The sequence below is a fragment of the Janthinobacterium breve genome (genome assembly GCF_051380895.1).
Taxonomy (GTDB): Bacteria; Pseudomonadota; Gammaproteobacteria; order Burkholderiales; family Burkholderiaceae_D; genus Janthinobacterium.
This window is the reverse complement of the sequence record NZ_JBNYXY010000002.1, coordinates 487,603-511,954: the sequence shown is the minus strand read 5'-3', so window position 1 is coordinate 511,954 and position 24,352 is coordinate 487,603. Positions and strand designations below refer to the sequence as shown.

Below are 24,352 nucleotides of genomic sequence, written 5' to 3'. Positions count from 1 at the left end.
GAGAAACCATGTTATTCCATGTACGCATGAACGTGAACCTGCCGTCGACGATGCCCGCCGAGCAGGCGGCGCAGCTGAAACAGACGGAAAAGGAACTGGCCCAGCGCCTGCAGCACGAGGGCAAATGGCGCCACCTGTGGCGCATCGCCGGGCAGTACGCCAACGTCAGCGTCTTTGACGTGGACAGCGTGGACGAGCTGCATAATTTACTGACCTCGCTTCCTTTGTTCCCCTACATGCAGGTCGACGTGATGCCGCTGTGCCGCCATCCCTCGTCGGTGCGCGACGACGACTCCTGAGGAGAGATGCAATGACGCATACAGGCAACGACACTGTCGGGAAAACGTGCCAGGTGGACGGTATCCGCGTGCATTACCGCACGGATGGCGACCGTGCCAAGCCCTGCCTGGTCCTGTCGAATTCCCTCGGCACGGACTTGTCCATGTGGGATGCGCAAGCGGCCGCGCTGGCCGGCGATTTTTTTGTCGTGCGCTACGATACGCGCGGCCATGGCCAGTCGGCCAGCGGCCTCGCGCCGTTCGGCATCGAGCGGCTGGGGCAGGACGTGGTGGCGCTGCTCGACCACCTCGATATCGCCCGTGCCGCCTTCTGCGGCATTTCCATGGGTGGCTTGACGGGCCAGTGGCTGGGCATACACCAACCGCAGCGCCTGACGAAGCTTGTGCTGGCGAATACGGCGGCGCGCATCGGTGGCGCCGCGCCGTGGCAGCTACGGGCGGAGCAAGTGCGTCGTGACGGCATGGCCGCAGTGGCCGAGGGCGCCGCCGCGCGCTGGTTCACGCCGCAGTTTATCGCGCGCGAAGCGGATGCGGTGGCGCGCCTGGTCGACGCCTTGCGCGATCAGGATGCCGGCGGCTACGCGGCCTGCTGTGAAGTGCTGGCGCAGGCGGACTTGCACACCTGCGTCGGTGCGATAGCCGTGCCGACCCTGATCATCGCGGGCGAGCACGATCCCGTGACCACCATCGACGACGGGCGCTGGCTGCAGCAGCAGATTGCTGGCGCCCGTCTGACAAGCCTGCCCGCCTCGCATATCTCGAATATCGAGGCGGCGGACTTGTTTACAGAGCAGTTGCGGACTTTCTTAGTGTGAGGCCTGCTGTACCGTATCGGTACAGCAGGAATTTGACTTTCCTCTGAGCACTGCCACCGATAGATCCGGCATGCGGCAGGGGAAGCTTTCTTGAAAAATAATAATAAGAAAAGCAGACTTGGAGTAGACGAATGGAAAACAGATTAATCATCATCGCTGCGGTCACGGTGGGCTATTTTGCCCTCATGTCGTACATTACTTATAGCGTGCGCAAGCACGCCAACAGCGCCGAGGGCATGACGGCGGGTGGGCGCAACTATCCCGCCTACCTGATCGGCGCACTGCTGCTGTCCGAATTCATCGGCAGCTCCGTGAGTATCGGCACGGCGCAAAAAGGCTATGAGCTGGGCATTTCCGCCGCCTGGAACCTGGTGGCGCTGTCGCTGGGCTTCTTGCTGCTGGCCATCGTGCTGGTCAAAAAATACAAGGAAAGCGGGCAGTCGACGATTTCCGGCATCCTGGCGCAGACGTATGGCGAGCCCGTGCGCTATGCGGCGTCCATCCTCACCATCGTCGCGCTGGGTATCGTTGCCGTGGCCCTGTACGCGAGCGGCGGCGCCGTGCTGGCGGCCGTGCTGCACATCAATAAAACCGTGGCCATCCTGCTGGTGGGCGCCATTACCGTGATCTATGTCAGCCTGGGCGGCATGCGCTCGGTCGTGTACACCAATTTCGCCCACTCCATCGTCAAATACCTGGGCGTGATCCTGGCGCTGGCGTATGCGCTGGAAGCGTCCGGCGGCATCGGCGCGCTGCAGGCGCAACTGCCGGCCAAGATGTTCAACTGGGTCGAGATCGGCTGGGGCCAGATCATCGCCTGGATGATCGGCGGCATCGGTTCCATCTTCGCCACGCAATACGTGATCCAGGCCCTGGTCAGCACGGACAACCCGGCCGTGGCCAAGCGCGCCTGTTATTACGTGTCCTCGCTGATGATCCCGTTCGGCCTGATGGCGGCCCTGATCGGCATGTGCAGCGCCGTGCTGTATCCGGGCATGAAGTCGATCGACGCCTTCCCGACCCTGATTGCCCACATGCCGGCGTTTTCCGCCAGCATCATGATCGTGGGCCTGGCCGGCGCCCTGTTCGGCGGTATTTCCGCCACTACGCTGGCATCGGCCACCCTTGCCATGAAGGATTTTTATGATCCCTGGTATAACAAGGCGAAGAACGACGCGAAATCGCTGATGTTCCTGCGCATCGCCATCGTCGTCGCCGGCTTGCTGCCGCTGGTGCTGGCGCTGTATGCGGAAAAACTGCTGATGATCGCCTTCCTGGGCAAGGCCCTGCGCGCCACCCTGGCCGTGCTGGTGCTGATGGCCTTCTATGCGCCGAAATTCGGCACGCCGCGTGGCGCCTTTGTCGGCGTGATCGTCTCGGTGATCGCCACCATCGGCTGGTTCCTGGCGGGCAATCCGTATGGCGTGGACAGCTCCTATCTGGCGCTGGCCGGTCCGCTATTGACGATGGGCATCAGCCATTTGTTCAAGCCGGCGCAAGCTTTGGCGAAACCGGCATCGTCATCGCAGCTTTAGGTCATACCAGACCCGTCATGTAATAGATGGCAATGACGAGGAACACGGCCACCGTCTTGATGACGGTGATGCCGAAAATGTCGCGGTAGGACTGGCGGTGCGTGAGGCCCGTGACCGCCAGCAGGGTGATCACGGCGCCATTGTGCGGCAGGGTGTCCATGCCGCCGCTGGCCATGGCCACCACGCGGTGCATGACTTCCAGCGGAATGTGCGCTTGCTGCGCAGCTTGAATGAAACTGTCCGACATGGCCGCCAGCGCGATGCTCATGCCGCCTGACGCCGAGCCGGTAATGCCGGCCAGCGTCGTCACGGACACGGCTGCGTTGACGAGGGGATCGGGCACGCTGCGCAAGGTGTTGCTGACGGCAAGAAAACCGGGCAGGGCGGCGATGACGCCGCCAAAGCCATACTCGGACGCCGTATTCATGGCCGCCAGCAGCGCACCGCCCACGGCTGCCTTGGTGCCTTCGGCAAAGGAGGCGCGGATGCGCCCGAAGGCCGTCACGCAGACGAGCAAAATTCCCAGCAACAAGGCGCCTTCCACGGCCCAGATGCCGGTGACGGAGGCTATCGATGTCGACACGGGCGCGTGCAAGCCGGGCAGGGCGTCGGCGGTGAGTACGTAACTGGCGCCATACCAGTGGGGAATCAGCTTGGTCAGCGCAAAGTTGGCCACGCCCACCAGCACCAAAGGTGCCACCGACAGCAGCGGATGGGGCAGGTCGCCACCGCCGGTCTTGGCCTGTTCCGCTTCCACTCCATAACCTTCACCCGTCGCCATGACGGAACGGCGGCGCCATTCCAGGAAGGCCAGTCCCATGATCACCGTCAGTACTGCGCCTATCGTGCCCAGCCACGGCGCGGCCCAGCCGGTCGTGTTGAAAAAGGTGGTGGGAATGATGTTCTGGATTTGCGGCGTGCCGGGCAGGGTATCCATGGTGAAGGAAAACGCGCCCAGGGCGATGGCGCCCGGCATCAGCCGCTTGGGGATATTGCTCTGGCGGTAGAGTTCGGCCGCGAACGGATACACGGCGAACACCACCACGAACAGCGACACGCCGCCGTAAGTCAGGGCCGCGCACACGGCAACGATGACGGCATTCGCGCGCGAACTGCCGATGTAGCGGATGGCCGCCACGACGATGGACTGGGAAAAGCCGGACAACTCGATCAGCTTGCCGAACACGGCACCGAGCAAAAAGACGGGGAAATACAGCTTGATGAAGCCCACCATTTTTTCCATGAAGATGCCGCTGAAGACGGCAGGCACGGCGGACGGATCGGTAAGCAGCACGGCACCCAGTGCGGCGACAGGGGCAAACAGGATCACGCTGTAGCCGCGGTAGGCGGCCAGCATGAGGAAGGCCAGTGCGGCCAGAACTATCAGGAAAGACATAAGACCGGGCCCTTGCGCGAGAAGTGTACAGGATACCAATTGCTCAATTAATATCATACTTCCCAGCAATGCACCAACGCACAGGTCAAGGTGTCAGCAGTCGATGCCGACCGGGCCAAGCGGAAGGGGCTGGTCGGGGTGAGAGGATTCGAACCTCCGGCCTCTGCGTCCCGAACGACATTTTCGAAGCTTTTTCGCCTTTAAGACGGGTATGGCTACTGTACATCATCCTTTTAAAATCAACAAGTTATATTCAGATTCGGTCAGCTTCTGTTAGCTTCGCGAAGATGCGAATCTGTGCCAAATGACACAGATTTGACACAGATTTTGATGGTGGTATGGTCGAATACAAGTTTATTTTTGATTATCCGTAAGCGCAACAACAAGTCGAGTGCAGCGCGTTTTCTGCATATTTTTCAGGTTTTTCGGCGGCGTATAAACCTCGATAGCTATCCATGTAATTCATTACATGGACGCCATCAAATGACCACACCTTTCGTACCAATGACCAAAGAAGCAGTTGCAGCTGTGCTTGACTGCACAACCCGTACTATCGAGAACCTTGTTAAATCCGGCGGGATTCCTACTCCTACATTATTAGCGGGGCGCGTCTTTTGGCATCCTGATGTCTTCTATTCATGGCTTGATAGCGCGCTGCGCGGCGGCGGAACTGATGGTCATCGCAGCGACCAGTCCGTTGGCAGCACCGACGACGAAGCCCTGGAAGTAAAAGTAACGGGACGTCTGAACTCAAGTGGAAAAAGCAATGACCCGGTTTCGCGGATGAAGGCAAAGCAAGCTGCTCGTATGGTGCTCTCTGAATCGAGTGATTAAAGTGCTGCTGGACCGTGCGTCGAACCGACGCTCAATTTTTCTGGGCAGAAGCTCAAAAATGGGAAGACCGCCAGCAATGAAGCCGGCGGTCTTTAACATCAGTCGGTAAGCCAGAGGGAATCCTCTTGGCCACCAGGTTCGAACTTCTCTATCCTTGCCGCTGGTTGAGCCGCTGACTTGCGCCAGCACTTTCCAGCCAATTTGCATTCCGGCATCGCTCATTCAGGCGCCAACCTGAATTCGCGTGTACAGCCGACACAAAAGTCGGTGGATGCCCGCCAAGGCATCCGTCCCCCAAGGCCCGTTCCACGGGGCGCTGGTTTCACAACGTTCGTCAATTTTTTATCCGACACGGCTTTCGCCGGCCACTCGATTGCATACTCAGGGATACTTCTTGTCCGGGGAATGACCCCCGCCCTTAGGCGCCGAAATTTAGGCGCTACGACAGCAATCGGCTTATAGCCCTTGGTTTGCGAGGAGCCAAAAATCCCCCGCACCGCGGACCATTTTGTGTTGGTTAGATACGCAAAGCTTTTCAGACAGACCACCAGTCTCTCTCGAACTGTATTGCTTTCCGGCGCACCTCCGGATTTCACCGCCCCGACCCCATTAAGCAGGCGGCTACTCATCGCAATCCTCTCAGTTCAATTCCAAGAATTCCAGGCACTGCAGGCCCTAGCTGGTTCTTATCTTCCCAATGCCCTCGCGGGCAATTACACGCTTTTGCTCCAGACAACGCAAAAGACTTCCCGGCGCGACCCGGTTCATCTCGTGCTGCTGTGCATACCCCTACGCCGATTCAGGTCGGTTTCGTGTATGCCCGTGGCCTACGACGCTTGCGCGCCTCGGCTCACCCCGTCTGACTACGTGTGGGCTTTCCGTCGTGCGTCTGCTCTCTCCTGAGAGCAGGTGGCACGCCGACGAACAGGCTCTACTGTTATTTCGCATATCGAGAGCTCGCACCGACGGACAAGGTCGGTGGTCACAGGCTTGCGCCCCATTGAACGAATCAATGTCTGTGTTCCAATCGCACGGGCTCGCGCACAACTTTTGTGTCAGGAAGTGTGCACCAGTTTGTTCTGCCGCCTACACCGAAGCGGCACATTTTATGAAGTAGACCGCGAGAATTAGTCGTCCGTTAGGACGGGATTGAACTCGCGGCCCCTTCCGACACGTTGCGGGCGCCCACTTTAGACGCACAACGCGCTGTGGCACCAGGTGGCTAACCTGGTTCACGCCGGATGAAATGTTGACGATGCAGTGCTGAACGGTTTGGCGACCGGTTCAGCACTGCGAGCATGGTGAAACTATGTTCGGTAGTGCTGGCGTTGGCGCGCCGTTGGTTCAGTGCGATGCAAAGTCAAATCTTGACCTTCGCAAGCGTATAGCAACCAGTCTCGGAGAGTCGAATCGGTCGCTGGGAAAAATCGCGAAATGGGTTCAGTTTCTGCTAACAATAGAGCGCCTGTGCACGGCCCCTCCGGGGCCTCTTGGCACGGTACCTATACGCTGCATCCCCAACAAAAATAAACGACCCGGAGACGCACCATGAGAGTAGCCGACGCCGCACTTCAAATCAAAGTTCCTCGCAACAAAACTGTCCTGATGCAGCTCTTGCAACTGCTGGTATTCCGCCGCCATTATTGGTGGTGCGGCGGCGCAATTAGCGCGTCAAAGCTGGGTGGCCTCGTCGCCAAAATGGCAATCCGATACCCGGTAACACGCACTGCTCGCGGCCGTGCATACGACCGCACCAGAGGCCTCGCGGCGATACATTTCATCGCATATCCGCTGGCAAATGGCCTGGTCGCCTGGTGGCTATTGTCCGATGACGGGAAGGGCGGATTGAACGACCCGGCCACGCCTGACGCGCATGTGGCGAAGAACGCCATGGCCGCCGGTGGGCACATTACGTTCACCGATTATGTCCTGCATTACGCGCACAAGAAGTCCCCGCGTCACCTTCCGGACAAAAAGACCGGCAAGGAAAAACTGGTGTTCAAGGACGTCTCGACGTGGACCTGGAAGCTCAGCGACATGGCGTTTAACGAGACCAAAGCGTCCATTGAACAGGCCGCAGTGAACTTCGAGTATGGCGTGGAGGGAGCTCATGGCGGGCGCCCATGGGGCATCCTTGGCATACTGATTTGTCAGCGGTCACGCCCCTTGTTTTCCGGAGTTCGAAATCAAGTTATTGACCTTCATCGACATGCTGATTCGCACTGGGGCCGCGTGAAAAAGAAATGGCAAGGACAGCATTCTGCTGAGTGCTCGCGCCACGATAGCAATGCTGGTGAGCTTCGTACTGTAAAGGAAATCATGAGCCATCATCTGCCGAAGATGGTGCGAATTGCTGTCTATGGCGATACCCCGAAAACTGTTGGCGACCTGGTACGAAACGCATAAATTGGGAAAATGGCGGAAACCCTGCAAAGGAATCCGCCGTGAAAAGAAGATAATCTGGCCTAATATTTTTCGTCTTGATGCACCGTGGTTCTACTAATTCTAGTTCCGGATTTAATCAGTGATGGGTGTGAAGCTCCGAGTTGGGAAACGTAAACATCCACGGATTGTCTTCCCGCGCAAGGCGCATCAGGTAAAACTGATAACTGATAATCAGCCATGCCGTTAGCTCAGAAAAAGCAATCGATTTATTTCTCCCAGTAACGTGTTCGCATGCCGCGAACGACGTTTCGATTTTTTCAATTAAGAACGGAATAGGCTCATCTTCCGGTAGTTCTTTTTCATGCTCCATTCGCTTGGCTAATTCTGGGCTGTAGATACGCAGGTCCAGAAGCTTTTCAACGATATCACCGATGTCGATGGGCTTCATACTTTTTCCTCAATGTTTTTAGCCGGTGTATTTGTTGCTCGGAGAAGAAGGTCAGCTGCAGCGCTATGCTTCAGCCAACGCGTCCTCGATGGCATCCTCCAAAGCGCGTAAATGTTTCTCGAAGAAAATCGGTGCCCTGCAGAGGGTGCCTTTCTCGACGACCCTCACTTTGCAGCCTTGAGGAATACGGACCAAGTGGCTGACGAGCTGAGTACGGCGCCGCGCCTGTTTCTTACTTTTTGCCTGGATGAACGCGATGACTCGGCCCGATTTAGTGAATTCAAACATATCCTTGGTACTAATCATATCGTATGTCCTTATATTCCGGTTGACAGGATTTATCGCTGTTAACACGTATAGCGACAGATTTTTGGATGTGATGTTTTTTTGGTGGCTTTAAAAAATATTTCGACTAAAAAGAACTCGTTCTTTTTATTTGATTAAAAAATAGGCATATCTATTTAAAAAAATGCTGCTAGAATTTTAAATCCGATAATAAAAAAAAGGAAAACAGATGAAATTTCTGGCGCACCTCTACGACCTGCTGTTTGCTCCAGCTGGCACTTTTGATTCCGATGCGGGGTCGGCAGGCGCAAGCGAAACGAACGACTTTTCATCATCCGATGACTTCATGGTCAACCCGGCAACCGGCCTTCCGATGACCGGGGGGATTGGAGGTTTTGATATGATGGGAAATTCGTTCGGATTCGATTTAAATCATCATGACGACAGTGCGTCGATGTCCGACCATTGGGAGTCCGTGTCTATGTTCGACACGGGGTCTATGTTTGACTAAGGCTTCTCATCAACCGGCACGGGATTCGACGATTGATAGCTCAGTTGGGAGCTGCGGGTTCAAGCCTTCTGAGAACCAGCCTGCAGTGGGGCTGCCGGCCTACGTCTTGTAGGCGAGCGTAGGCTGCACCGAACTGTCTTGCTTGAGCACAGTTCGGTAGTCGGGGGATTATACGTGCAGCTGGTGCCAATTATTTCTTCTTGCTGGCATTCCAGTGCGCTGCATACGATGCAGCAAATTCATACACAAACTTTTTTTCACGTGCTGGAAGGTCTTTTATTACTTCGACCAGCATATGCGTTATTGCACTGTCTTTGTCCGTGTCGGCCAGAAGGGCGGTAAGGGAGACTTTCAAGACCCTTGCAACCTCATCCAAACGGTCAATGGAGGGTAGCTGGGCGCCGGTCTCAATGCGCGACACGGTGACATTTTCCAGGTCGAGGGATTCGGCCAATTCTGCCTGTGTGAGTCCAAGGGCGAGCCTGGCGATTTTGATGTTGCGGCCTATCCGAATGCCGAGGGTGCTCCCGCTGGCGGCCTTGGGTTTCCTTGGCATGTGGCTTTCTCACGAAAATGCAGCATGGTCGGATGGTCACCAATTTATTGAAATGACATAAAACGATATTAAAATTGATGTAAAATATTGTTTTACGTAAACTGTTAGTGCCTTGGCATCAGGAATGGACGCGATGATGGCTGTAAGAATGAAAAAATTCATGAGGGAGTTTCCTGTCTTTCTTGGGCTGCTCGCATGCCTGCTACTTCCCGGCGTTAGCCACGCTTATTCAGCTATTGCCTGGGAGGAGCGGCATTCCGTTATTACTACTTATGCGGGATGGAACTTCGCTACCCAGAAAATTGCAGACTCCACAGCGTTGAACGGATGTCGAACGGCAGCAAAGGATGCCGGCCTGTCGAAATCAGCGACAAATTGCAAGGTGTGGCATAGACAAAAAGGACCCGGAGCGGGCGCAATTGTTTGTGGCAAAACGGGATGTTCGATGAGCACTGGCTATGACAGCGAGCAGGATGCGGTAGACCGGGCCTATCAACAATGCGAGGAGCACAAGTATGTTGAATGCCAAAAAACCGGAATTACCCACTGGTGGGACGATGCGGGATACCCGAAGCAAACCGCGCGCAATTCTGCGCCGACGAAAGCCTGCGGGCCGCCGCCCGGCCAGACGGTGCGTTCGACGTATCAGTGCAATAACGGTGACTGCACCAGGACATTCGAGAACGGATGCACGGTCCGCTTCCAAGCCCCTTATTGCCATGACCCGCTAACCGGAAAATGGGAGTGGAAGGCCGACGGCTGCTAAAAAATACCACAGCGAAAATTGCCATGGCAACGACAAAGCCCCATCCGAAAAACAAAGCATTGGCGTTGCTCTGAATTACATATTTTGAAATCACCAAGTGGCTGCTTAAGCAGCCATGCTTATTTTCACATCCAAAGGCACACATGAAGAAGACATCGAAAATTTTGGCGGTAGCTGCCGTTGCACTGTTAGCCGGCTGCGGAGGCGGTGGTTCGGACAGTGGCAGCGGCGCGGTAACTCCGCCTGTGACCACGCCCCCGACTACGGTGCCAACTACGGTCACCAATCCTCTGACTGGCGCGGCCGCGCCAGGCGTCCCCACCAAAACCATTCGCGGTGAGGCATATGTCGGCGCTGTTGTAACGGCCTATGGTATGCAGCCCGACGGCAGCTCCGGTGCGGCCCTGGGTGCGCCGGCCACGACAGACGTCAACGGCTACTTCACCATCACGGCCAGCGACACTCCGATGGGTATGGTGCGCCTGGTGGCCATCGGGGGGAAGACGCCCCGTGCGGCAGACAACACCGTGCAGCCGGGCGGTACGCTGGAGCTGGTGGCGCCGTTCGTCACCACCGAGTACAACAATTTCAAAATCAGTCCGCTGACGGACATCGCCGCTAATGCGATGACCTACCAGGCCCGCAAGGGTGCGACGCTAGCGAACGCCTTCACAACTGGCATGCAGAATTTGCTGGCCCTGGACTCGGCCAACTTGGTGCTGATGCAGGACAAGTCGGTGTACCTGAATGTGCTTAAGGGCGCGGTCAAGAGTGACACAACGACCTATGGCGCTCAGTCGCTGCAGAGCCGTGAACTGCTCGACGGCTTGGGATACCTGGGCGTGATGCTTGACCTGCCGGCAAGTGCCGTGGCCAAGGCGGTCGGTGCTTCTGCCCAGGGCGGTTACGCGGCAAGTGGCGCAGATGGTGCGGGTAACGCCATCAACGTCGGCGGCTGGTCCAACGGCGTGTTCGTGCCGGCCGCAGCCATGACGCTCAAGACGCTGATGGACACCAAGACGTCGGATGCACAGAAGGTCACCGACTCTGCGACTGGTACGAAGGTTGCGCCACGCCTGGGTGAGTATGTGAGCCGTTACATGATTGCCGACTTTGTGATGGACACAGCGTGCCGCAGCAATGCTTCGCTCTACTACACAAGCCGCTATCCGTTCTACCAGGTTGACAGCCAGGGCAAGATAGCTGCCGCCGATTGCAGCGCAGCCGCCCAACGTATCGCCGACCTGAAGGCGCGCATCGCCACCAACAACAGCAGCGCGATGAAGTAATAGGCCTGTTGCTATTGCGACTCTACCCCGATTGCCCCGCCAAAACACCAGGTAGGGTATTTGGGTGTCACGGGTGTGTAAAAATACCGTTATAGCGCGATGAGCGTTATAACGGTATAGAGTGAATCAGCTTTTCCTGCCTGGTACTAGCCTTTCAAGTCGGCCAAGGACCTCGACTAATTGTTGAGCACTGAGTAGCCCCAGTGCATGCAATCCGGCACGCACGACCTCACTTTTGCTGGTCGAACTCCGACCCTCCTTGTTGGCCATGATGCGCAGTTCCTCGATTCGTGCATAGTCATCCGGAGGCATGGAGAATGTATCCCGTATGACGGATGATTTTTTTGCAGTTGGCCTGGTTTCGGTGGCGGGTTCGGGAGCCTTCAACAGAATAGAATCCGCCTTGTCGAATCGGTCCACCAAAGCGACATCCTGCTGCGTGACTGTCGCCCGAACCTTGACATTATCGAACATTTTTTTCGTCATTTTTGCTCTCCCAGTAGCGCCAACACCTCGTCGGCGAGTGCATTAACCTCATCGGCCGCCGCCTTCGCATCGCGGCCCAACGCCGAAACCGAAACGCCGCTTACCACCGCTTCCTGATACGCGGTTCGGTTTGTCAGCCGTGACGACATCAATGGGATACCGAACTCGCTCAGTTCTCGCATGATGGCGTTTGACAACGAGGTCCGCACGACCCGGTTGGGCAAAATGACGGCTTTCAAGGCTGGATTGAAATCTGTTCCCCGTTCAATCAAACGTTTGACTCCACGAGCCGCCCATAAGTCTGCAGGCGAGGGCGGCAACGGCACGATGACCAAGTCGGCTACGAGAATCACCGATTGCGGGCTTAACGAATCCAATCCCGGCGGGCAATCGACGATGATGAAATCGTAATTTCCGAGATGTTTTCGAATTTCCCTATGCACTTTTCCTGCGTGCGCTGAAAGATTGACCACGGCAGCCGGAAACGGCTTGCCTTCCGGTGCCGCGTGGGCCCAGGCGGACGCTGATGCCTGCGCATCACAATCCGCCACGAGAACGCGGTAGCCCCGCTCAGCGAGCTCGCCCGAGAGGACCATAGTGGTGGTAGTTTTGCCAACTCCTCCCTTGGGATGATTTACGGCGATTAAAAATGCTTGTTTATGCATATAAGTTTCCTTTGATTGAAGATGCTTTCGGTTCGAACGGTGTTATTCGTTCTACTGGCATGTAGCGAGGGGATTTATATCGGCGGTGGAACGCGGTCTAAGCTGATACAGTCTTCGGAGCAAACCGGGCAGCCAAGGAAGGCGTTGGAAACGCGGTGGTGCGCAAACCGATGTTTTACAAATCCTGTTCGCGATTGGGGTCTAAGCATGTATAGCGAACGCGTTGTGAAAACAGCACTGGCGATATCAAATTCTTGAGAAGAGGGATGACGGTTGCGAATGACTGGCCAGGCGCAGGCGACTTCTGGTAGTGGCAGCGATGAGAGGTGAGAGACGGTATTGGCTCGGCCAGAAGTGGAGCAGCACGAAACAAGCGATTACGACACAACCAGCGTGACAGGATAGAATGAGTTTTATGGTATAAATAATATAAACTGTATTTTCCTATGCGATAATCCCAATATCCTAAATGTGTTCGCCGAGTCAGTATCAGTAGCTGGTTAGCACTAGAGGAATGGGCGCTATTAATCATGTGGGCTTCTGTGCGACCTCAGCCGACCGAGGAGCCTTGCGTACACGTAGGGAAGGGCGGTGCCGAACGACTCCCGGCATAGTAAATTGAGGGTTGTGGAAGTAGCATATGGGGTAAAGTGGGGAAGCGGCACGCCGTAGCGGTCAAGGCTATAGGGGCACGCCAATCCGTTGGCCAAGGGTCGGCAGATGCCGGTGGGTGGCACTGGAGTCGTGTGCTGCATCGGCGTATTGCGTCTCCCGGTCATTGTCTGAGTCCACCGTTGACGCGTCGCGTTATCGATTGCGGATGGCATCCTGTGCGTGCCGAATGCTATTGGCCAACTGCATTTAGGACACTTTTTTTTCAGAATAAGTTTTATATGAAGAAAGTCCCTGCTCGTCTTCCATTGCCAGGAAGCCCGTTTTTCCAAGAGAGGACGGCGCCACATAGGCGCGGACCAAAGCGTCGCTATAGTCATTCCTAGTGGAGGTCCGGCAGTCGCCCTGCTGCCGTAATTTCGGGTGGGTTTTTCCCTTTGTTTCGTGCGTTTTTTTGCCGTCGTCGATAGTTCCCGGCGCGCGGCGATAGTTCCCAGTTTTGTCGTCGATAGTTCCCATTTTTTTCTGAGGCCCGCATCCCACTTCGAGCAAGGCTGCGCAGTTCCGTCAGGTATGCAAGCGGGCATCCATGGGCGAATGCCGCAGAGGCGCCGGTACGCGGAATTGGGGTACGCGGCACCTTGGACAACTGCGCGCCAGCGCCACTCTCATATTTTTTTAAGATAAGTTTTTTAAGAAGGAGTCTGCGTAAGGGTCTCGCTGCTAGGCAAGCTCGTTTTTTTCAAGCGAGGACAGCGCTTATAGGCGCGGACCGAAGCGTCGTCCGTAGTTATTCCTAGTAAGAGCCTGGCAGTGGCCCGCAGACGTTATTTCGGGGTGGGTTTTTCCTAAGTTTTATGCGTTTTTTTTCCGTCGTCGATAGTTCCCGGCGCGCGGCGATAGTTCCCGGTTTTGTCGTCGATAGTTCCCACCCGTTTATTCAGGTGCGGGATATTTCTCTTCGTTGGCGGTCGCGTGTTTTTCGCGATATGGGGCTTTGAAGGTAGCCGGTAGCGGGAGCGTTCGTCCAGGGCTTAGGCGGCGGAAATCGGTGCAAAGAGCACGCCGGCGTGTAGGGCGTTCAGTGTCGAGTTGACCGAGGCGTTCCGCGCATAGCCCAATGCGGCACGACTCTCTTGTCCTGAGGCTGCGGCGCTCAGCGGCGAAGCAGGGTAGGGGGCATTAGTGGCGGCCTGTGGGCTTGGCACCGGCGGCACACACGCCACGACAGCTAGTCGCGGGGGCCAGTCAAAGATAGGTTCTTTCGCCGTCGTCCGGCGCGCGGCGACCGATAGTTTTACGTTGTGGGGACGCTCGCCGGACACGTGCTGCGAAGGCTACCGTGCTCGCGCCGAGTAAGGGGCCTCGTCGCCCCCAATATGCCCGCTCTGGCCGGCCGACTGGCACGATACTTCTCGACAGCTACTGGGTTCGAAGATAAGGGGCGAACCCGCATGTCGTTGTGAAGTATGCGGGCTCTCCGCGTGCTGTACGCACCGCGTAGGTGGAGGGCGCGCTGCGGCGGCCTTTTCAAGACCAGGGCCGAAAACGCCCCCGCAGCGCGCCATCAAAGAGCAGCAATTCCTGATTACATCGGAACCGTTTCGCAATTGCCGATGCTTTTAAGCGCGCGGTCATTCTCAACCGTTTTGCGCTCGATAGTGCTCTCATTAATGCGCCGGATATCGACCTGTCCCCTAGGCAGCAGGACACAACGCCACGCGGGCAATCGGCCAATTGCCAATAGCGCGGCCCGCAGTTTCTCATCCCTGCTGCGATGTGTACTTCCTGCCGCTTCGCCGCTCCAGATATGCGCCTGCAGCTTGCTAACAGTCAGGCATCGCGTTGTGCCAGCGCGCATGGAGCCGCTGAGGTAAGCGTGCAGCGCTTTCGTGGATTCGTCCGGCAGCGCGTTGCGTTCGCACAGCGAAATTTTGATAAACTGCTTGCCGTAGATGGCATCTGTTGCGCGCCTATTTAGTGCAATAATTACACCATTATCATTGCCGCGAATCCACGACAGTAGTCTTGACTGATACTCGATTCCGTCGCGGCATTCCCAAACAGTGGTTTCCGCTAGCCGTTTGACAGCAAGCTTAATGTTCGTAATGTTTGTCCCGCTATGAGCACTGTAACCGGCAGCAATTTCAATCTTTCGCCAATGTGCGATTACCACTGCGACGTCAGATTGCGGACCCTCGCAGGACAGTTGATTCAGCAGTTTCGCTTTGTTGCCTATCGCGCTATTCGGGTCAATGGAATACGTTTGTTGCCCGCCAATAGACAGCAGTGCTAGTAGTACCGATTGCTCCGGAATACCCAGCGCATCGGGGCCACGCCACCGCACCGAGGAGTCGCCAAACGAGCGGGTAACGTCGAGCTTCGCACGCGCTGTTTTCTTCAGTACCAAAAACACCGGGGCAATTGCCAGAGCGGGTTCTTGAAGTGCAAAGTCGAAACGCAGCTCACCAGTCATAGATTCTCTCCCTACTAGCACTTGTTGCCGCGCTATTGCTTTCCTTACCGCCGTGTTGCGTGGCACTCGACACACCCTTCAAAATCGTGTGCGTCATCACTCCGCCTTCGTTTCGTTTGAGCCATATTGTCGGTTCCGGCGCGATGTAATTTGCCTTGGCAAAATCGAGTCGGGCATACGATTTGTGGTGTTCCAATAACCGATGCTTCCGCGCTACGGTCTCGGACATGGCTGACAGGTTGACTTGCCAACGTACGGCATCGGTAAGCGCGCTGGAACCGCGTGATGCTGCCGCAAGGTCTGTGGCGTCGTTGTATATCGCCCCTTTGCCTATGTGATGCGCCGCAATCACGGCGGCGCCGGTGCGTTTTGCCAGCGCCTCAAGCACCTGCACGATGTAGGTCATCGACGAAGAGCTATTCTCGTCGCCGTCGTGCAATCGCCGTAAAGGGTCGATGATGACTAATCGCGCTCCCGCGCAGAATTTACAAAGGGTCTCGAAAAATTCGGTGGTCGCGCCATTGTTAACCAGGGCAACCGACTGTCCTGCCGCCGGCACGAGCAGCAGGTTCTTTTCCAGCAGAGTAGTAAGTTCGCTTTCGGCGGCCTCGGTCGAGGCCGAACATTTTTCACGTTGAAGGTCCATCCATTTCTTTATCGCGTGTAGGCGAATGCGAAGGATGTCGGACGATTCCTCGGCCGCAATGAGCACTACGCGCGCCGACGCGCTGCGCGGCGTCAGAGGATTGTCGAAAGCCGGCGAGCCGGTCGCCACTGCCATCCCTAGTTGGGTCAGCAACATCGTTTTCCCCACTCCCCCTGCACCGACCACAGTGCCGACGGACCCGGCCGTTAACCCGGGAAGGACGAAGTCGAGCGTGGGTGCGTTGGCGCTAAGTGCGGCGCGTATTCCCAACGGAATTATCTTCTTCATTCCAAGTCCCCCTGGCGGCTTTCAACATGGCTGGCGAGCCAGTGGTCTACATCGATTTTCCGCCAGCGGAGTAATCGTGTTCCTGGAATGTGAAGCCGCGGCGGCACAGCAAGCCGATTCCGCTTCATGTCTTTCTTAATCGTTTCCGGGCTGCGGCCAAGCACGGCGCCGAGTTCGTTCAAATCTAATAGTGCGTTATTCATGCAGGTCCCATTGGTGACGGTGGATGTACAGGCCTGCATTGGTATGTTGCCGGCCATACGTGCCAGTACGTGGTGTACTGTAGAGCGGTATAGCCGATGAATTTATATCCGAGCTCGGCCGCCACGGCAGGCAGCGATTGATACTGTCCAACTCCGACGTAGGTATGTTCACGGCGCTCTCGCGGCGCCGAGCGCCACGTGCTACCTACCGGTGACGCCAGGTAGCGAGACAGCAGCTGCTGCCGTAAGCCGAAGCCTGCACAATAAGCGACGAGTTGCAAAAGAAACTAACGACACTTGACAATAAAGTTGCCGAGTGGAATACTTGCTTCATCGCATCACAATGATGCGGCGTCCCCCCATAAAGCGGACGTGGTTTTCTGGACCCTATTGCCATGTGTAATAGGGTTTGGAGAAAAAAACCTCTATGGCCAAGTGCCATAGGGGTTTTTTTTCGTCCACGTTTTCTTATGGGTTGGCTTTTGCTCTTTAAAAACCAAACGAATGGACAGCCACGCGCAATAGGCTTACAGACCCGGCGCGGGAAATGGACCATTTTGTTTTGCTTTCAATTTGCCCACTACTTGGGCAACCGAAGAGCTCAGTTTGGGCCGCTGAAAGTGCTTCCATGGAAGAGCAACGCTGGAAAATAAAACTAGAAAAATCGGCCCGGGTGACTTTGGCTAATTGAACTCTCGTCAGCGCAGCGGCTTCAACCGCGATACATGTGACATGTGTTTCTCAACAATGAATCTACGAAGTTGAACGACGTCTCAGCCAAACAGCTCGACGGGTTGCTCCTTATTTTCGCAATCCATGTGAGGGGCGGAAATTTTTTGACTTGCACCACAAGAATTCTAATTTGTACCTATACGAGGTAAGGGAGCAGATAAATCTCTCCACATAGGTCAATCGCACACACCACTCAGGCCAATAAAAATCACAGGAAAATCATGGAAAACAAAATTGTACTTTCACTCTACAAAAATAGCCGTAACGCTGTAATTGGGAACCTGTTTGTTGGAGGAGGAAAAGAAAGGGTAATCGCGACAACACATCCGGCGACCATTGCTGCTTCAATTTTCGCAATGGAAGGGCGTACGTTAGTTTTCAAATCCGACAAAGGAGAAGCAGAATTCACGTTCCCGATTAAAACGGAGGATTTGTTCGTGCTGGTGTCTCTACTCAGCAATCAGGACCAAGCCGACTTCATGAGTGGCTTTGCAACATTTTCCCGGTTTGATTTTTTGCACCCGTTGCCGTTCGACGACCAGGCGGACCTGCACTTGCGCACTGCAATTTTTCACATGGACAAGGGGCTAGTTCGAATCGCTCCGTTATCGCCGGCACCGAAGGGATTCAAAAAGGAGTTGCGAAATCGGAATAAATATGTGTATTTCCCGTATTGCTGATTAATTTGAGGGCTCGAACGTAGGATGTTGAGTCAGTCGAAAAAAGGAACAATCCAATGTCCGTGCTGCAAGCAATTATGAATATGATATACGTGACAATCGCGATTTTTGCATTGCTCGGTGCCATAGATTACATAAAAGAGAGTTTGGCAATTTTCAAAGAAGCGCTCCGCAAGCGAAGAGAGCGGGATAACAGTAAGCATTGATAGTACTGTTCGTTGTGATTCCGGCCCCCGACTTCCCCGGGGGCTTTTTTTCGCTTCGATAGCCTGTGGCTACTCTCGCAACTGGTCGCCATCGTGGCGCGCTTTTGGCTCCACTTCGCGTCGGTTCAAGCGGAGCGCGTCGGCATGTACTTTCGATATCAGGGACACCTTGCTAGCGTTGCGTAGTCATCAACGGGTCGGAAAATTTCATTGCTAAATTCCGGTTTCGTTGTTTATTTGCAACAATACTGAAAAATATATGTCACCAGCTGGGTCGCAAAAAAACAAACAAAAATATAAGTAAACGAAAAATAGGGTAGGGAGACCGGTCATATTGTTGTTTCAAATGAAATGCCAAAACATTCGGAATTATGTCTTAATAGGCATATGGATTGAACGATTAGTTCGTAGTTATACGGCTGTGGTCATTGAAAAACTCTTTAATCCCATTGGATATCGTGAAACTTAATGCCGCGACAAGCGAAAACCTTAGTCACCAACAAAGAAGCACTTAATGGATAAATTTAAGAAAAGCTTTCTGGATGTCGAAACCGGCACTACTAGGAAATATACCGATAACGGCGCCGCGGAATTGTTGGTCGAGTTAATGCACGAGTGCTCCCGGCTCGACGGTAATAGTTTCGCCGAAACCACAGAGAAATTTTCAAACCAACCGGATTACGGCAGCAATGGTGAGGCCGGGGGCGTCAACGTCGACCACCAAACCGGAGCTACCTATGTAAGTTCAAATTGTGATTCCACCTGGATGACACTGGAATCATTGGTGGCTGCAGCAATGAACGGAGGAAGGTGCCCTGGTTGGTGGGACAAAACTTGGACAACGGGAATGACGAATGACGAAATTGCCGACGAGCTTGAGGCCGAAGCCAATGAAGACGCGCGCGTTCGACAAAGATTTCAATCGTTCGGGACCGGAAGTCCGGTGGTTTTCATTGAATGCTCGTATGACGAGAATTTTGCATATGAAAAATTGGGGCGTATCACAACCAAAGCTGAAATTATATCGGAGCAATTCTCCGAGTTGAATGCACTGCACTTTAGTGATTCTCTCAGGGCCGGCTATATTTTTAGCGAAGCCTCTGGCGGTAGGGACCATGCTCCTATTTAGTGAGAGCGTTCAAAAGGAAAACGATTAGGTGGTAATTTTGCTACAAAAAGGCCTCCACGAGGACCAATCACATTAAAAAGGAAATACCGTGCAAGTTGAAAAACAAAAAGCATTGTCAGTCATCGAAAAACTGTGCGCGACACCGCGCAGCCTGCCATTCCATAGCAAACAAGCATGGATGTTCAGCTCGCACTACATGGCAAGCTATCTGCAGGAGCATGCCGACAATGGCACGGGTCTCAGTTCCCCCAAGGCTGCGATGATGGCAGCTGGCCGGTTGGGTTGGCTGCTCAAGGAAACGCGCCCAACGCTCAATGGGTTGTTTAACGAGCGCGACGTCATGGTTCTGCTCGACTGCTACCAGGGCGGGATATTTTTCCCTGACCAGATGAACTGTATCGCATCCGACCTCTGCGACCATTTGGGCATCGAACTTGATGCGTATGAAACCAGCGGGGTTGCTCCGCTAATCGGCAAGCTTCGCGGACTGACGGCTATGCAGCGGGTAACGTTGGCCGACGTCCTCGAGCAAACCTGGCATCGAGGCACGGCTGTGGAGCAGAAACAACCTAAGGAATTCTGGGCTTCCATGGACATCACTTTGATGTGACGTAGCCATATATTCGACGCGGCATCGTTTCCAGATTAACGGTACCGCTTCGTTTTCACGAAACCGCGATGACGGTCCATTCATTTCCTTCGTCGGCAATAGCGCCCGCCAACACAAACTGCACGTGAACTGATAGCCGACATTGTCAATTGGTCAGACAGGCACGCATTCAACTAAAGAGGTTACTATGATTTCTTGGCACTACACCACGGGCGATAAATACGAGCTAATCAAAAAATCCGGCTTACTCCTACCGGCCGACATCGGAGTAAGTGCGCCAGAACGTCCAATTCTTTGGTTCTCCACGCACCCGAAGTTTGAACCTACGGCGATGAAGCCATTACACGGAGCCCAAGGTTTTATTCGTATGCTGACGCTGGAAGAGCTGCGCGAAAAGGCGGGCGGGTTGGTTCGTTTCCGTTGCCCAGTCAGCCGGCTAAAATTTGGCGAAAGCTTGCGGAAGGAGGCAAAGATGAAATCAAAGGTGTGGCGGGGTCTGGCAAAGGCTGCTGAAAAAGTTAACGCGAGCCAGAGTGATTGGTGGGGCCATGTTGGCACGATGGAAATCGCTGAGCTCACAGTTGAGGTCATGAGTAATCGCATGAGGTGGCTTCCGGAAGATGTCTGATTTCGGTCAGCAGCATCCGGAACGTGGGTATTCATTCCAAAATGGCTTTGACCACGTTGGCGTCGCCGATGACTGCGCGCCAATGCTCGATGGATAGCTGGCCGGCACGCTTTTCCAGCTGACGGCGCTGCGCTTGAGCGCAAGCACGCCGGCCGCCTGAAATCGGACGATGGCATACTTTGGCCCGGCGGCAGGCGACGCGTACGTCCAAGTGGCTTACTGAATGCCAAGACGGTACGAGTAGTAGCGGGCGCGAGTCTCGTCGACGTGTTAGCCGACGCCGCCCTATTCGACCTTGTATTCGACGTATTCGTAGCGCCGCTCCGCTAGCGCGCGCATGCCAAGTAGGGCAATCGCGGCAAGGCTCTACGTTGTCGATGCCATCCAAAAATAAGCGAGTTCAATTTAGCCGCTCTACGAGGCGGCTGTTCAGAATATAAATTATGAAAAAATGGATAATAAAATGACCAAAAGAAAAAATAATCATCTTCCCCATACTACATCGCACCTCTCGGTTGTGATACCAGCTGCACTTAATGTTCTACAGCAGGCGCAGCGTGCGAGTGACTCCAACAATCTTTTCGAAATCGACTTTTCTCAAGTGACTCGGCTCAAGAGCAATGTGGCAAACGGTGACGCAAGTGACCCGGTCGTGTATGCCGGCGCTGCGGAACTAGCGATGCGCAAACTGGTTGCTCATTTCGGGTTTGACCGACTACCTCTTACTTGGGGGGAGTTAAACGGTTTTTTGGACTATTGTCAGGCCATGCATCGGTTTTCGGGTGTCGGTATTCCGACTGCGTCATTGTTGCTGTGGAAGGCATGCGCGCGGGAGGTGGAGCAGGAATACTACGCTTGGCGCCTCGTTGCATTCGACGCGTACGCTGCTGGGGAAATTTCCAGGCTTTTAGAAATACACGTGCAACAAGAGACGTTAAAACGTTTAGCGCGCAGCTTTCGCGAGTATGACGAGGGCGAACTCAACTGATATAGCATGTTGCTCCCCACGAACTCCGAGACCCTTGCTGAGGCCGCTAAGCAGCCTCTTGATGAGCCGTTGGCCACCTTCATTCTGATTTCAGAGTGCGCTTGTTAGTGACGGACTTGTCGCGTTCGGGTGACGGTTAACGGTATAAATGGATTAAATGAAGTATTTCACGCATGCGGTACATTCCGTTCTATCCATATCAGTATGACTTAGGGGCGCTGTGAGGTCGGGGCCAATGGCCCTCGGGCCGAGTAGGTTGCCAGTCGTTGGCTTGAAAGTTGGGCGCAAACATGGCAGCGCCCAAACTTGGACATGGACTTATGTGACGACGCGAGAATTTCCGACAAAACCATCCGCGAGGGTCAGTTAAGTTGCTATTTTGGTAGCAGTGCAGCGGCGCGCCGTTCAAAAAATTTCAAGTCATGCCTCCCGGTCCCGTAGCCGTGAGCCTCGAGATTTTCATTTGTATCCCAGCCATCTGGTCCGTTATCGATGAGGAAGTTCGCCACCACGTCACAGGCCAGGAACGTTGCAATCGCAGTTGCAGTAGCCGGTGTATAGATGAATGAGCCGATTGCACGAAAAATCTCATCTTCCTCGAAAATGCCAATCAGACGGATGATTGCATCGCCCCTGGCATCGTCGATGGTCGCGCCAGCTCCAAGAATTCCACCGAAATACGGCTCTGTAACGATGTAACCGGCCTGGATGAATTGATATTTAGTGTTGTTCGTGATGGTCATGGCGTGTGCTCCGGTGTGATTGGCGCTAGCGAAATTGCTGATGGCCTAAAACACGTGTATTCACCTGGTTTATACGTTTGAGTGGTATTTGAGAAATTTCCGATTTTTTTTTGATTCGGCTCGGCGGACTGGGACTCTGGCATAACGTGGTCGGGCAAAAAAAAGCCGTTGACCACGTTTCTGCCACTATTTTGGGCAGGCGCCGGAAACACAGGCTGACAATGGCTTTGCTGGAAATTTCATGTCGTTATCCACAGGCATGTCCACGCCAACTGTGGGCAACCACAACGCCGAACGGCTCCTTGGGCCGCCATTGGTCATTCCCACCAGTGATACATCCCATTACAGTTGATGATTGGCGAAATATGACACGCTGCAGCATAATTGAGCCGTCTCCTCCAACTCCTCCAAGAATTGGATTCAACCCGCCCTCAAGTTGGCGGGTTTTTTTTTAGCTAAAAATTTCAGTTTCCGGGCCGTTGTCAAGGGACAGTAGGGCGGTTTTTCTCTGCCTACCGTCGTGCACGGAGCGAGGCTCCGTTGTCGCTGGCCGCACCCAACCACGTACAGTGCTTGACCTTTGGCGGTATCACCGCCGCGATGTCACGCGGCTTTAGAATCATCATGGCGACTAATCCGCCGCAGAGAGCTTTTTCCTGGTCATCTGACAGTACTTTGATGCCTCGGGAGTGCGCCGGGAACTCCGCGCTTCCTGCGATTTTAGGCGGTGATTATTGGAGAGAATTGCTCGTAATCTCCGTGGCGCGTGGATTCTATCGGGAATTAATCGAATTTCATCGTTTTCTTGCCGGAAACGTCTTTGGAATAGCGCCGATGACATTGCACTTGCTGAATGCCTTCAGTTAGACTGGTCAACCCAAGGAACAATTAGTTTGAGAGCTATGAAGCAGGTCACCGCCACCCAACTACAGCGTTTGTATGACGCGGTATAACGCAGAAATCTATGTAGGTGCTTTGCTGCCGCTGGAGAGCCGACGCATTGCACGATTGCTGCTGACCGAGCCGGACCAGCGAGCGTGGACGCATGCCATCGAGATAGAAAATATCCTGCAGAAGAGGACCGCAGCCACCGCGGTTCGGCAGGCCAGACTGCTACGTCGTCGGTTGACGACGTTGGATGCAGAGGGCTGGAAGATGATTGCCGAACGCGAGAGCGAAGTGGTCATCCAGATGCTCATGGCTGCAGCTGTCAAACATAGCCTTCTTTTGGGCGACTTTTTGCTTCGCGTCTATGCGAACCGCCAGCGACGACTTGAGCCAGCTCTGGCTCGGTCCGACTGGCAGGATTTCTTGGGTGAATGTGAACATCATGACTCGTCGCTAGCGGGATGGCCTCAATCCACGAAGGACAAGATGCTTCAGGTCATCCTACGAATTTTGGTCGAGGCGAAGTACATTGATAGTTCCAAGTCAATGAAGTTGACACCCCAATCCTTGCATCCCGATGTGCGGCGTTATCTGAGCGCACATAATGAAACCTATGTCCTTGATTGTCTGGAACGTGTGAGATGAATCTGAGCTTTGACGAACGCCTCAACCAAATCCTGCCTCGCGTAACCTCGCGTGATTTCCTGGATAGTAAAGGCCTAGGCAATGAAATTGGGTTCTGGATTTTTGACTATCCGCCCGACCGCGAGTTGGATATGCGCAGCTTTCTCCATGGCACAGTACTACCCGCTTTGACGAAACATGTGCCGGCTCTGTGCGCCGAGACTATCGATTTGCTGCAGCTGGTGAAGGGCTTGCTGGAGGAGCGCAACCTGCTCGATAAAGCCATGGATATGCAGCTTAGCAAAGGTGACGACAGTGTCCTGGCTGCGCTGCGCTCGGTACTCAAAGAGGACAAGATTGCCCAGAAAATCGCATCTCAACATGATATCGCTAACCTCGACCTGTTAATTCTGACTGGCGTTGGTGCCGTTTATCCGATGCTGCGCACGCACACCTTGCTGTCTGCGCTGCATCCCATCATGGGCAACACGCCCTTGCTGATGTTCTTTCCCGGCCGCTACGACGGCCATTCACTACGACTGTTCAACACATTGGCCGAAGACCACTATTACCGCGCCTTCCGTCTGGTGCCAGAGAACACGTAGAGCAGCCCCGCCAGCACATTCCAG

Annotated in this window: 26 protein-coding genes; 15 read left to right on the top strand and 11 right to left on the bottom strand. The window is 54.7% G+C overall.

The annotated features are described in order from the left end of the window. Positions 1-8: 8 nt before the first annotated feature. The 3 genes from catC (at position 9) to ACQ4W0_RS05100 (ending at position 2,649) form a co-directional block, all read left to right on the top strand. The gene (gene catC, locus ACQ4W0_RS05110) at positions 9-299 is read left to right on the top strand and encodes a muconolactone Delta-isomerase (protein WP_436575777.1); all 291 of its coding nucleotides are present in this window, start codon (positions 9-11) and stop codon (positions 297-299) included. A gap of 11 nt (positions 300-310) precedes the next feature. Further along, complete coding sequence (gene pcaD / locus ACQ4W0_RS05105) at positions 311-1,114, top strand: 3-oxoadipate enol-lactonase (protein WP_436575776.1); 804 nt, start codon at positions 311-313, stop codon at positions 1,112-1,114. A gap of 131 nt (positions 1,115-1,245) precedes the next feature. Further along, complete coding sequence (locus ACQ4W0_RS05100; protein ID WP_436575775.1) at positions 1,246-2,649, top strand: sodium:solute symporter family protein; 1,404 nt, start codon at positions 1,246-1,248, stop codon at positions 2,647-2,649. 1 nt (position 2,650) lies between these two features. On the opposite strand, the gene ACQ4W0_RS05095 is transcribed toward ACQ4W0_RS05100, so the two are convergent. Further along, complete coding sequence (locus ACQ4W0_RS05095) at positions 2,651-4,045, bottom strand: GntP family permease (RefSeq protein WP_436575774.1); 1,395 nt, start codon at positions 4,043-4,045, stop codon at positions 2,651-2,653. A gap of 315 nt (positions 4,046-4,360) precedes the next feature. Here ACQ4W0_RS05095 and ACQ4W0_RS05090 point away from each other — a divergent pair, with 315 nt between their 5' ends. Further along, positions 4,361-4,879, top strand: a complete 519-nt coding sequence (locus ACQ4W0_RS05090; RefSeq protein WP_436575773.1) for a helix-turn-helix transcriptional regulator — start codon at positions 4,361-4,363, stop codon at positions 4,877-4,879. A gap of 1,548 nt (positions 4,880-6,427) precedes the next feature. Continuing rightward, entirely contained in the window at positions 6,428-7,285 is an 858-nt protein-coding gene (locus tag ACQ4W0_RS05085) for a hypothetical protein (RefSeq protein ID WP_436575772.1), read from the top strand. A 115-nt stretch (positions 7,286-7,400) separates the two neighbouring features. Here the strand turns inward: ACQ4W0_RS05085 and ACQ4W0_RS05080 are convergent, their stop codons facing one another. Together ACQ4W0_RS05080 and ACQ4W0_RS05075 are read right to left on the bottom strand one after the other, a co-directional pair. Next, entirely contained in the window at positions 7,401-7,712 is a 312-nt protein-coding gene (locus ACQ4W0_RS05080) for a hypothetical protein (RefSeq protein WP_436575771.1), read from the bottom strand. Between the two features lie 63 nt (positions 7,713-7,775). Further along, positions 7,776-8,018 carry a hypothetical protein gene (locus tag ACQ4W0_RS05075; RefSeq protein WP_436575770.1) on the bottom strand — a complete coding sequence of 81 codons (243 nt, stop codon included), beginning with the start codon at positions 8,016-8,018 and terminating at the stop codon, positions 7,776-7,778. A 208-nt stretch (positions 8,019-8,226) separates the two neighbouring features. Here ACQ4W0_RS05075 and ACQ4W0_RS05070 point away from each other — a divergent pair, with 208 nt between their 5' ends. Next, complete coding sequence (locus ACQ4W0_RS05070; RefSeq protein ID WP_436575769.1) at positions 8,227-8,508, top strand: hypothetical protein; 282 nt, start codon at positions 8,227-8,229, stop codon at positions 8,506-8,508. Between the two features lie 190 nt (positions 8,509-8,698). Here ACQ4W0_RS05070 and ACQ4W0_RS05065 read toward each other — a convergent pair whose 3' ends face one another. Beyond that, the gene (locus ACQ4W0_RS05065) at positions 8,699-9,064 is read right to left on the bottom strand and encodes a helix-turn-helix domain-containing protein (RefSeq protein WP_436575768.1); all 366 of its coding nucleotides are present in this window, start codon (positions 9,062-9,064) and stop codon (positions 8,699-8,701) included. A 124-nt stretch (positions 9,065-9,188) separates the two neighbouring features. Between ACQ4W0_RS05065 and ACQ4W0_RS05060 the strand changes: the two genes are divergently transcribed. Both ACQ4W0_RS05060 and ACQ4W0_RS05055 read left to right on the top strand, forming a co-directional pair. After that, a complete protein-coding gene (locus ACQ4W0_RS05060) occupies positions 9,189-9,830 on the top strand; it encodes a hypothetical protein (protein ID WP_436575767.1) in 642 nt (213 codons plus the stop codon). 143 nt (positions 9,831-9,973) lie between these two features. Next, positions 9,974-11,119 (top strand): hypothetical protein, encoded by a 1,146-nt coding sequence (locus ACQ4W0_RS05055; protein ID WP_436575766.1) that lies wholly within the window; start codon positions 9,974-9,976, stop codon positions 11,117-11,119. A gap of 126 nt (positions 11,120-11,245) precedes the next feature. Here the strand turns inward: ACQ4W0_RS05055 and ACQ4W0_RS05050 are convergent, their stop codons facing one another. The 6 genes from ACQ4W0_RS05050 to ACQ4W0_RS05025 form a co-directional block, all read right to left on the bottom strand. After that, complete coding sequence (locus tag ACQ4W0_RS05050) at positions 11,246-11,605, bottom strand: hypothetical protein (RefSeq protein ID WP_436575765.1); 360 nt, start codon at positions 11,603-11,605, stop codon at positions 11,246-11,248. After that, positions 11,602-12,270 (bottom strand): ParA family partition ATPase, encoded by a 669-nt coding sequence (gene parA, locus ACQ4W0_RS05045; RefSeq protein WP_436575764.1) that lies wholly within the window; start codon positions 12,268-12,270, stop codon positions 11,602-11,604. The genes ACQ4W0_RS05050 and parA overlap by 4 nt, the downstream gene beginning before the upstream one ends. 861 nt (positions 12,271-13,131) lie before the next feature. Beyond that, positions 13,132-13,401 (bottom strand): hypothetical protein, encoded by a 270-nt coding sequence (locus tag ACQ4W0_RS05040; protein ID WP_436575763.1) that lies wholly within the window; start codon positions 13,399-13,401, stop codon positions 13,132-13,134. Between the two features lie 1,069 nt (positions 13,402-14,470). After that, entirely contained in the window at positions 14,471-15,358 is an 888-nt protein-coding gene (gene repC, locus ACQ4W0_RS05035) for a replication protein C, IncQ-type (protein ID WP_436575762.1), read from the bottom strand. Next, positions 15,348-16,292 carry a helicase RepA family protein gene (locus tag ACQ4W0_RS05030; RefSeq protein WP_436575761.1) on the bottom strand — a complete coding sequence of 315 codons (945 nt, stop codon included), beginning with the start codon at positions 16,290-16,292 and terminating at the stop codon, positions 15,348-15,350. The genes repC and ACQ4W0_RS05030 overlap by 11 nt, the downstream gene beginning before the upstream one ends. After that, positions 16,289-16,495 (bottom strand): helix-turn-helix transcriptional regulator, encoded by a 207-nt coding sequence (locus ACQ4W0_RS05025; RefSeq protein ID WP_436575760.1) that lies wholly within the window; start codon positions 16,493-16,495, stop codon positions 16,289-16,291. The genes ACQ4W0_RS05030 and ACQ4W0_RS05025 overlap by 4 nt, the downstream gene beginning before the upstream one ends. 953 nt (positions 16,496-17,448) lie before the next feature. Between ACQ4W0_RS05025 and ACQ4W0_RS05020 the strand changes: the two genes are divergently transcribed. The 5 genes from ACQ4W0_RS05020 to ACQ4W0_RS05000 all read left to right on the top strand — a co-directional run bounded on the left by ACQ4W0_RS05020 (position 17,449) and on the right by ACQ4W0_RS05000 (position 21,468). Then, positions 17,449-17,907: a hypothetical protein gene (locus ACQ4W0_RS05020; protein ID WP_436575759.1), complete on the top strand. Its 459-nt coding sequence runs from the start codon at positions 17,449-17,451 to the stop codon at positions 17,905-17,907. Between the two features lie 720 nt (positions 17,908-18,627). Then, positions 18,628-19,242, top strand: a complete 615-nt coding sequence (locus ACQ4W0_RS05015) for a hypothetical protein (protein ID WP_436575758.1) — start codon at positions 18,628-18,630, stop codon at positions 19,240-19,242. Positions 19,243-19,330: 88 nt separating this feature from the next. Beyond that, positions 19,331-19,852 carry a hypothetical protein gene (locus tag ACQ4W0_RS05010; protein WP_436575757.1) on the top strand — a complete coding sequence of 174 codons (522 nt, stop codon included), beginning with the start codon at positions 19,331-19,333 and terminating at the stop codon, positions 19,850-19,852. A gap of 187 nt (positions 19,853-20,039) precedes the next feature. Further along, positions 20,040-20,480 (top strand): hypothetical protein, encoded by a 441-nt coding sequence (locus ACQ4W0_RS05005; RefSeq protein WP_436575756.1) that lies wholly within the window; start codon positions 20,040-20,042, stop codon positions 20,478-20,480. Between the two features lie 463 nt (positions 20,481-20,943). Further along, positions 20,944-21,468: a hypothetical protein gene (locus ACQ4W0_RS05000; RefSeq protein WP_436575755.1), complete on the top strand. Its 525-nt coding sequence runs from the start codon at positions 20,944-20,946 to the stop codon at positions 21,466-21,468. Positions 21,469-21,842: 374 nt separating this feature from the next. On the opposite strand, the gene ACQ4W0_RS04995 is transcribed toward ACQ4W0_RS05000, so the two are convergent. Next, complete coding sequence (locus ACQ4W0_RS04995) at positions 21,843-22,211, bottom strand: hypothetical protein (protein WP_436575754.1); 369 nt, start codon at positions 22,209-22,211, stop codon at positions 21,843-21,845. Between the two features lie 939 nt (positions 22,212-23,150). Between ACQ4W0_RS04995 and ACQ4W0_RS04990 the strand changes: the two genes are divergently transcribed. Together ACQ4W0_RS04990 and ACQ4W0_RS04985 are read left to right on the top strand one after the other, a co-directional pair. After that, positions 23,151-23,744, top strand: coding sequence for a DUF1819 family protein (locus tag ACQ4W0_RS04990; RefSeq protein ID WP_436575753.1), 594 nt, complete (start codon positions 23,151-23,153; stop codon positions 23,742-23,744). Continuing rightward, the gene (locus tag ACQ4W0_RS04985) at positions 23,741-24,328 is read left to right on the top strand and encodes a DUF1788 domain-containing protein (RefSeq protein WP_436575752.1); all 588 of its coding nucleotides are present in this window, start codon (positions 23,741-23,743) and stop codon (positions 24,326-24,328) included. The genes ACQ4W0_RS04990 and ACQ4W0_RS04985 overlap by 4 nt, the downstream gene beginning before the upstream one ends. Positions 24,329-24,352: the final 24 nt, after the last annotated feature.

Bases quoted from the DNA above. Each gene is read 5' to 3' on its own strand.
- ACQ4W0_RS04990 (WP_436575753.1), top strand. From the start codon at position 23,151: ATGACGCGGTATAACGCAGAAATCTATGTAGGTGCTTTGCTGCCGCTG.
- ACQ4W0_RS05030 (WP_436575761.1), bottom strand. From the start codon at position 16,292: ATGAAGAAGATAATTCCGTTGGGAATACGCGCCGCACTTAGCGCCAAC.
- pcaD (WP_436575776.1), top strand. From the start codon at position 311: ATGACGCATACAGGCAACGACACTGTCGGGAAAACGTGCCAGGTGGAC.
- ACQ4W0_RS05015 (WP_436575758.1), top strand. From the start codon at position 18,628: ATGGATAAATTTAAGAAAAGCTTTCTGGATGTCGAAACCGGCACTACT.
- ACQ4W0_RS05050 (WP_436575765.1), bottom strand. From the start codon at position 11,605: ATGACGAAAAAAATGTTCGATAATGTCAAGGTTCGGGCGACAGTCACG.
- catC (WP_436575777.1), top strand. From the start codon at position 9: ATGTTATTCCATGTACGCATGAACGTGAACCTGCCGTCGACGATGCCC.
- ACQ4W0_RS05085 (WP_436575772.1), top strand. From the start codon at position 6,428: ATGAGAGTAGCCGACGCCGCACTTCAAATCAAAGTTCCTCGCAACAAA.
- ACQ4W0_RS05095 (WP_436575774.1), bottom strand. From the start codon at position 4,045: ATGTCTTTCCTGATAGTTCTGGCCGCACTGGCCTTCCTCATGCTGGCC.
- ACQ4W0_RS05070 (WP_436575769.1), top strand. From the start codon at position 8,227: ATGAAATTTCTGGCGCACCTCTACGACCTGCTGTTTGCTCCAGCTGGC.
- ACQ4W0_RS05100 (WP_436575775.1), top strand. From the start codon at position 1,246: ATGGAAAACAGATTAATCATCATCGCTGCGGTCACGGTGGGCTATTTT.
- repC (WP_436575762.1), bottom strand. From the start codon at position 15,358: ATGACTGGTGAGCTGCGTTTCGACTTTGCACTTCAAGAACCCGCTCTG.
- ACQ4W0_RS05020 (WP_436575759.1), top strand. From the start codon at position 17,449: ATGGAAAACAAAATTGTACTTTCACTCTACAAAAATAGCCGTAACGCT.
- ACQ4W0_RS05055 (WP_436575766.1), top strand. From the start codon at position 9,974: ATGAAGAAGACATCGAAAATTTTGGCGGTAGCTGCCGTTGCACTGTTA.
- ACQ4W0_RS05000 (WP_436575755.1), top strand. From the start codon at position 20,944: ATGACCAAAAGAAAAAATAATCATCTTCCCCATACTACATCGCACCTC.
- ACQ4W0_RS05065 (WP_436575768.1), bottom strand. From the start codon at position 9,064: ATGCCAAGGAAACCCAAGGCCGCCAGCGGGAGCACCCTCGGCATTCGG.
- ACQ4W0_RS05060 (WP_436575767.1), top strand. From the start codon at position 9,189: ATGGACGCGATGATGGCTGTAAGAATGAAAAAATTCATGAGGGAGTTT.
- ACQ4W0_RS04985 (WP_436575752.1), top strand. From the start codon at position 23,741: ATGAATCTGAGCTTTGACGAACGCCTCAACCAAATCCTGCCTCGCGTA.
- ACQ4W0_RS05005 (WP_436575756.1), top strand. From the start codon at position 20,040: ATGATTTCTTGGCACTACACCACGGGCGATAAATACGAGCTAATCAAA.
- ACQ4W0_RS05025 (WP_436575760.1), bottom strand. From the start codon at position 16,495: ATGAATAACGCACTATTAGATTTGAACGAACTCGGCGCCGTGCTTGGC.
- ACQ4W0_RS04995 (WP_436575754.1), bottom strand. From the start codon at position 22,211: ATGACCATCACGAACAACACTAAATATCAATTCATCCAGGCCGGTTAC.
- parA (WP_436575764.1), bottom strand. From the start codon at position 12,270: ATGCATAAACAAGCATTTTTAATCGCCGTAAATCATCCCAAGGGAGGA.
- ACQ4W0_RS05080 (WP_436575771.1), bottom strand. From the start codon at position 7,712: ATGAAGCCCATCGACATCGGTGATATCGTTGAAAAGCTTCTGGACCTG.
- ACQ4W0_RS05075 (WP_436575770.1), bottom strand. From the start codon at position 8,018: ATGATTAGTACCAAGGATATGTTTGAATTCACTAAATCGGGCCGAGTC.
- ACQ4W0_RS05040 (WP_436575763.1), bottom strand. From the start codon at position 13,401: ATGGGAACTATCGACGACAAAACTGGGAACTATCGCCGCGCGCCGGGA.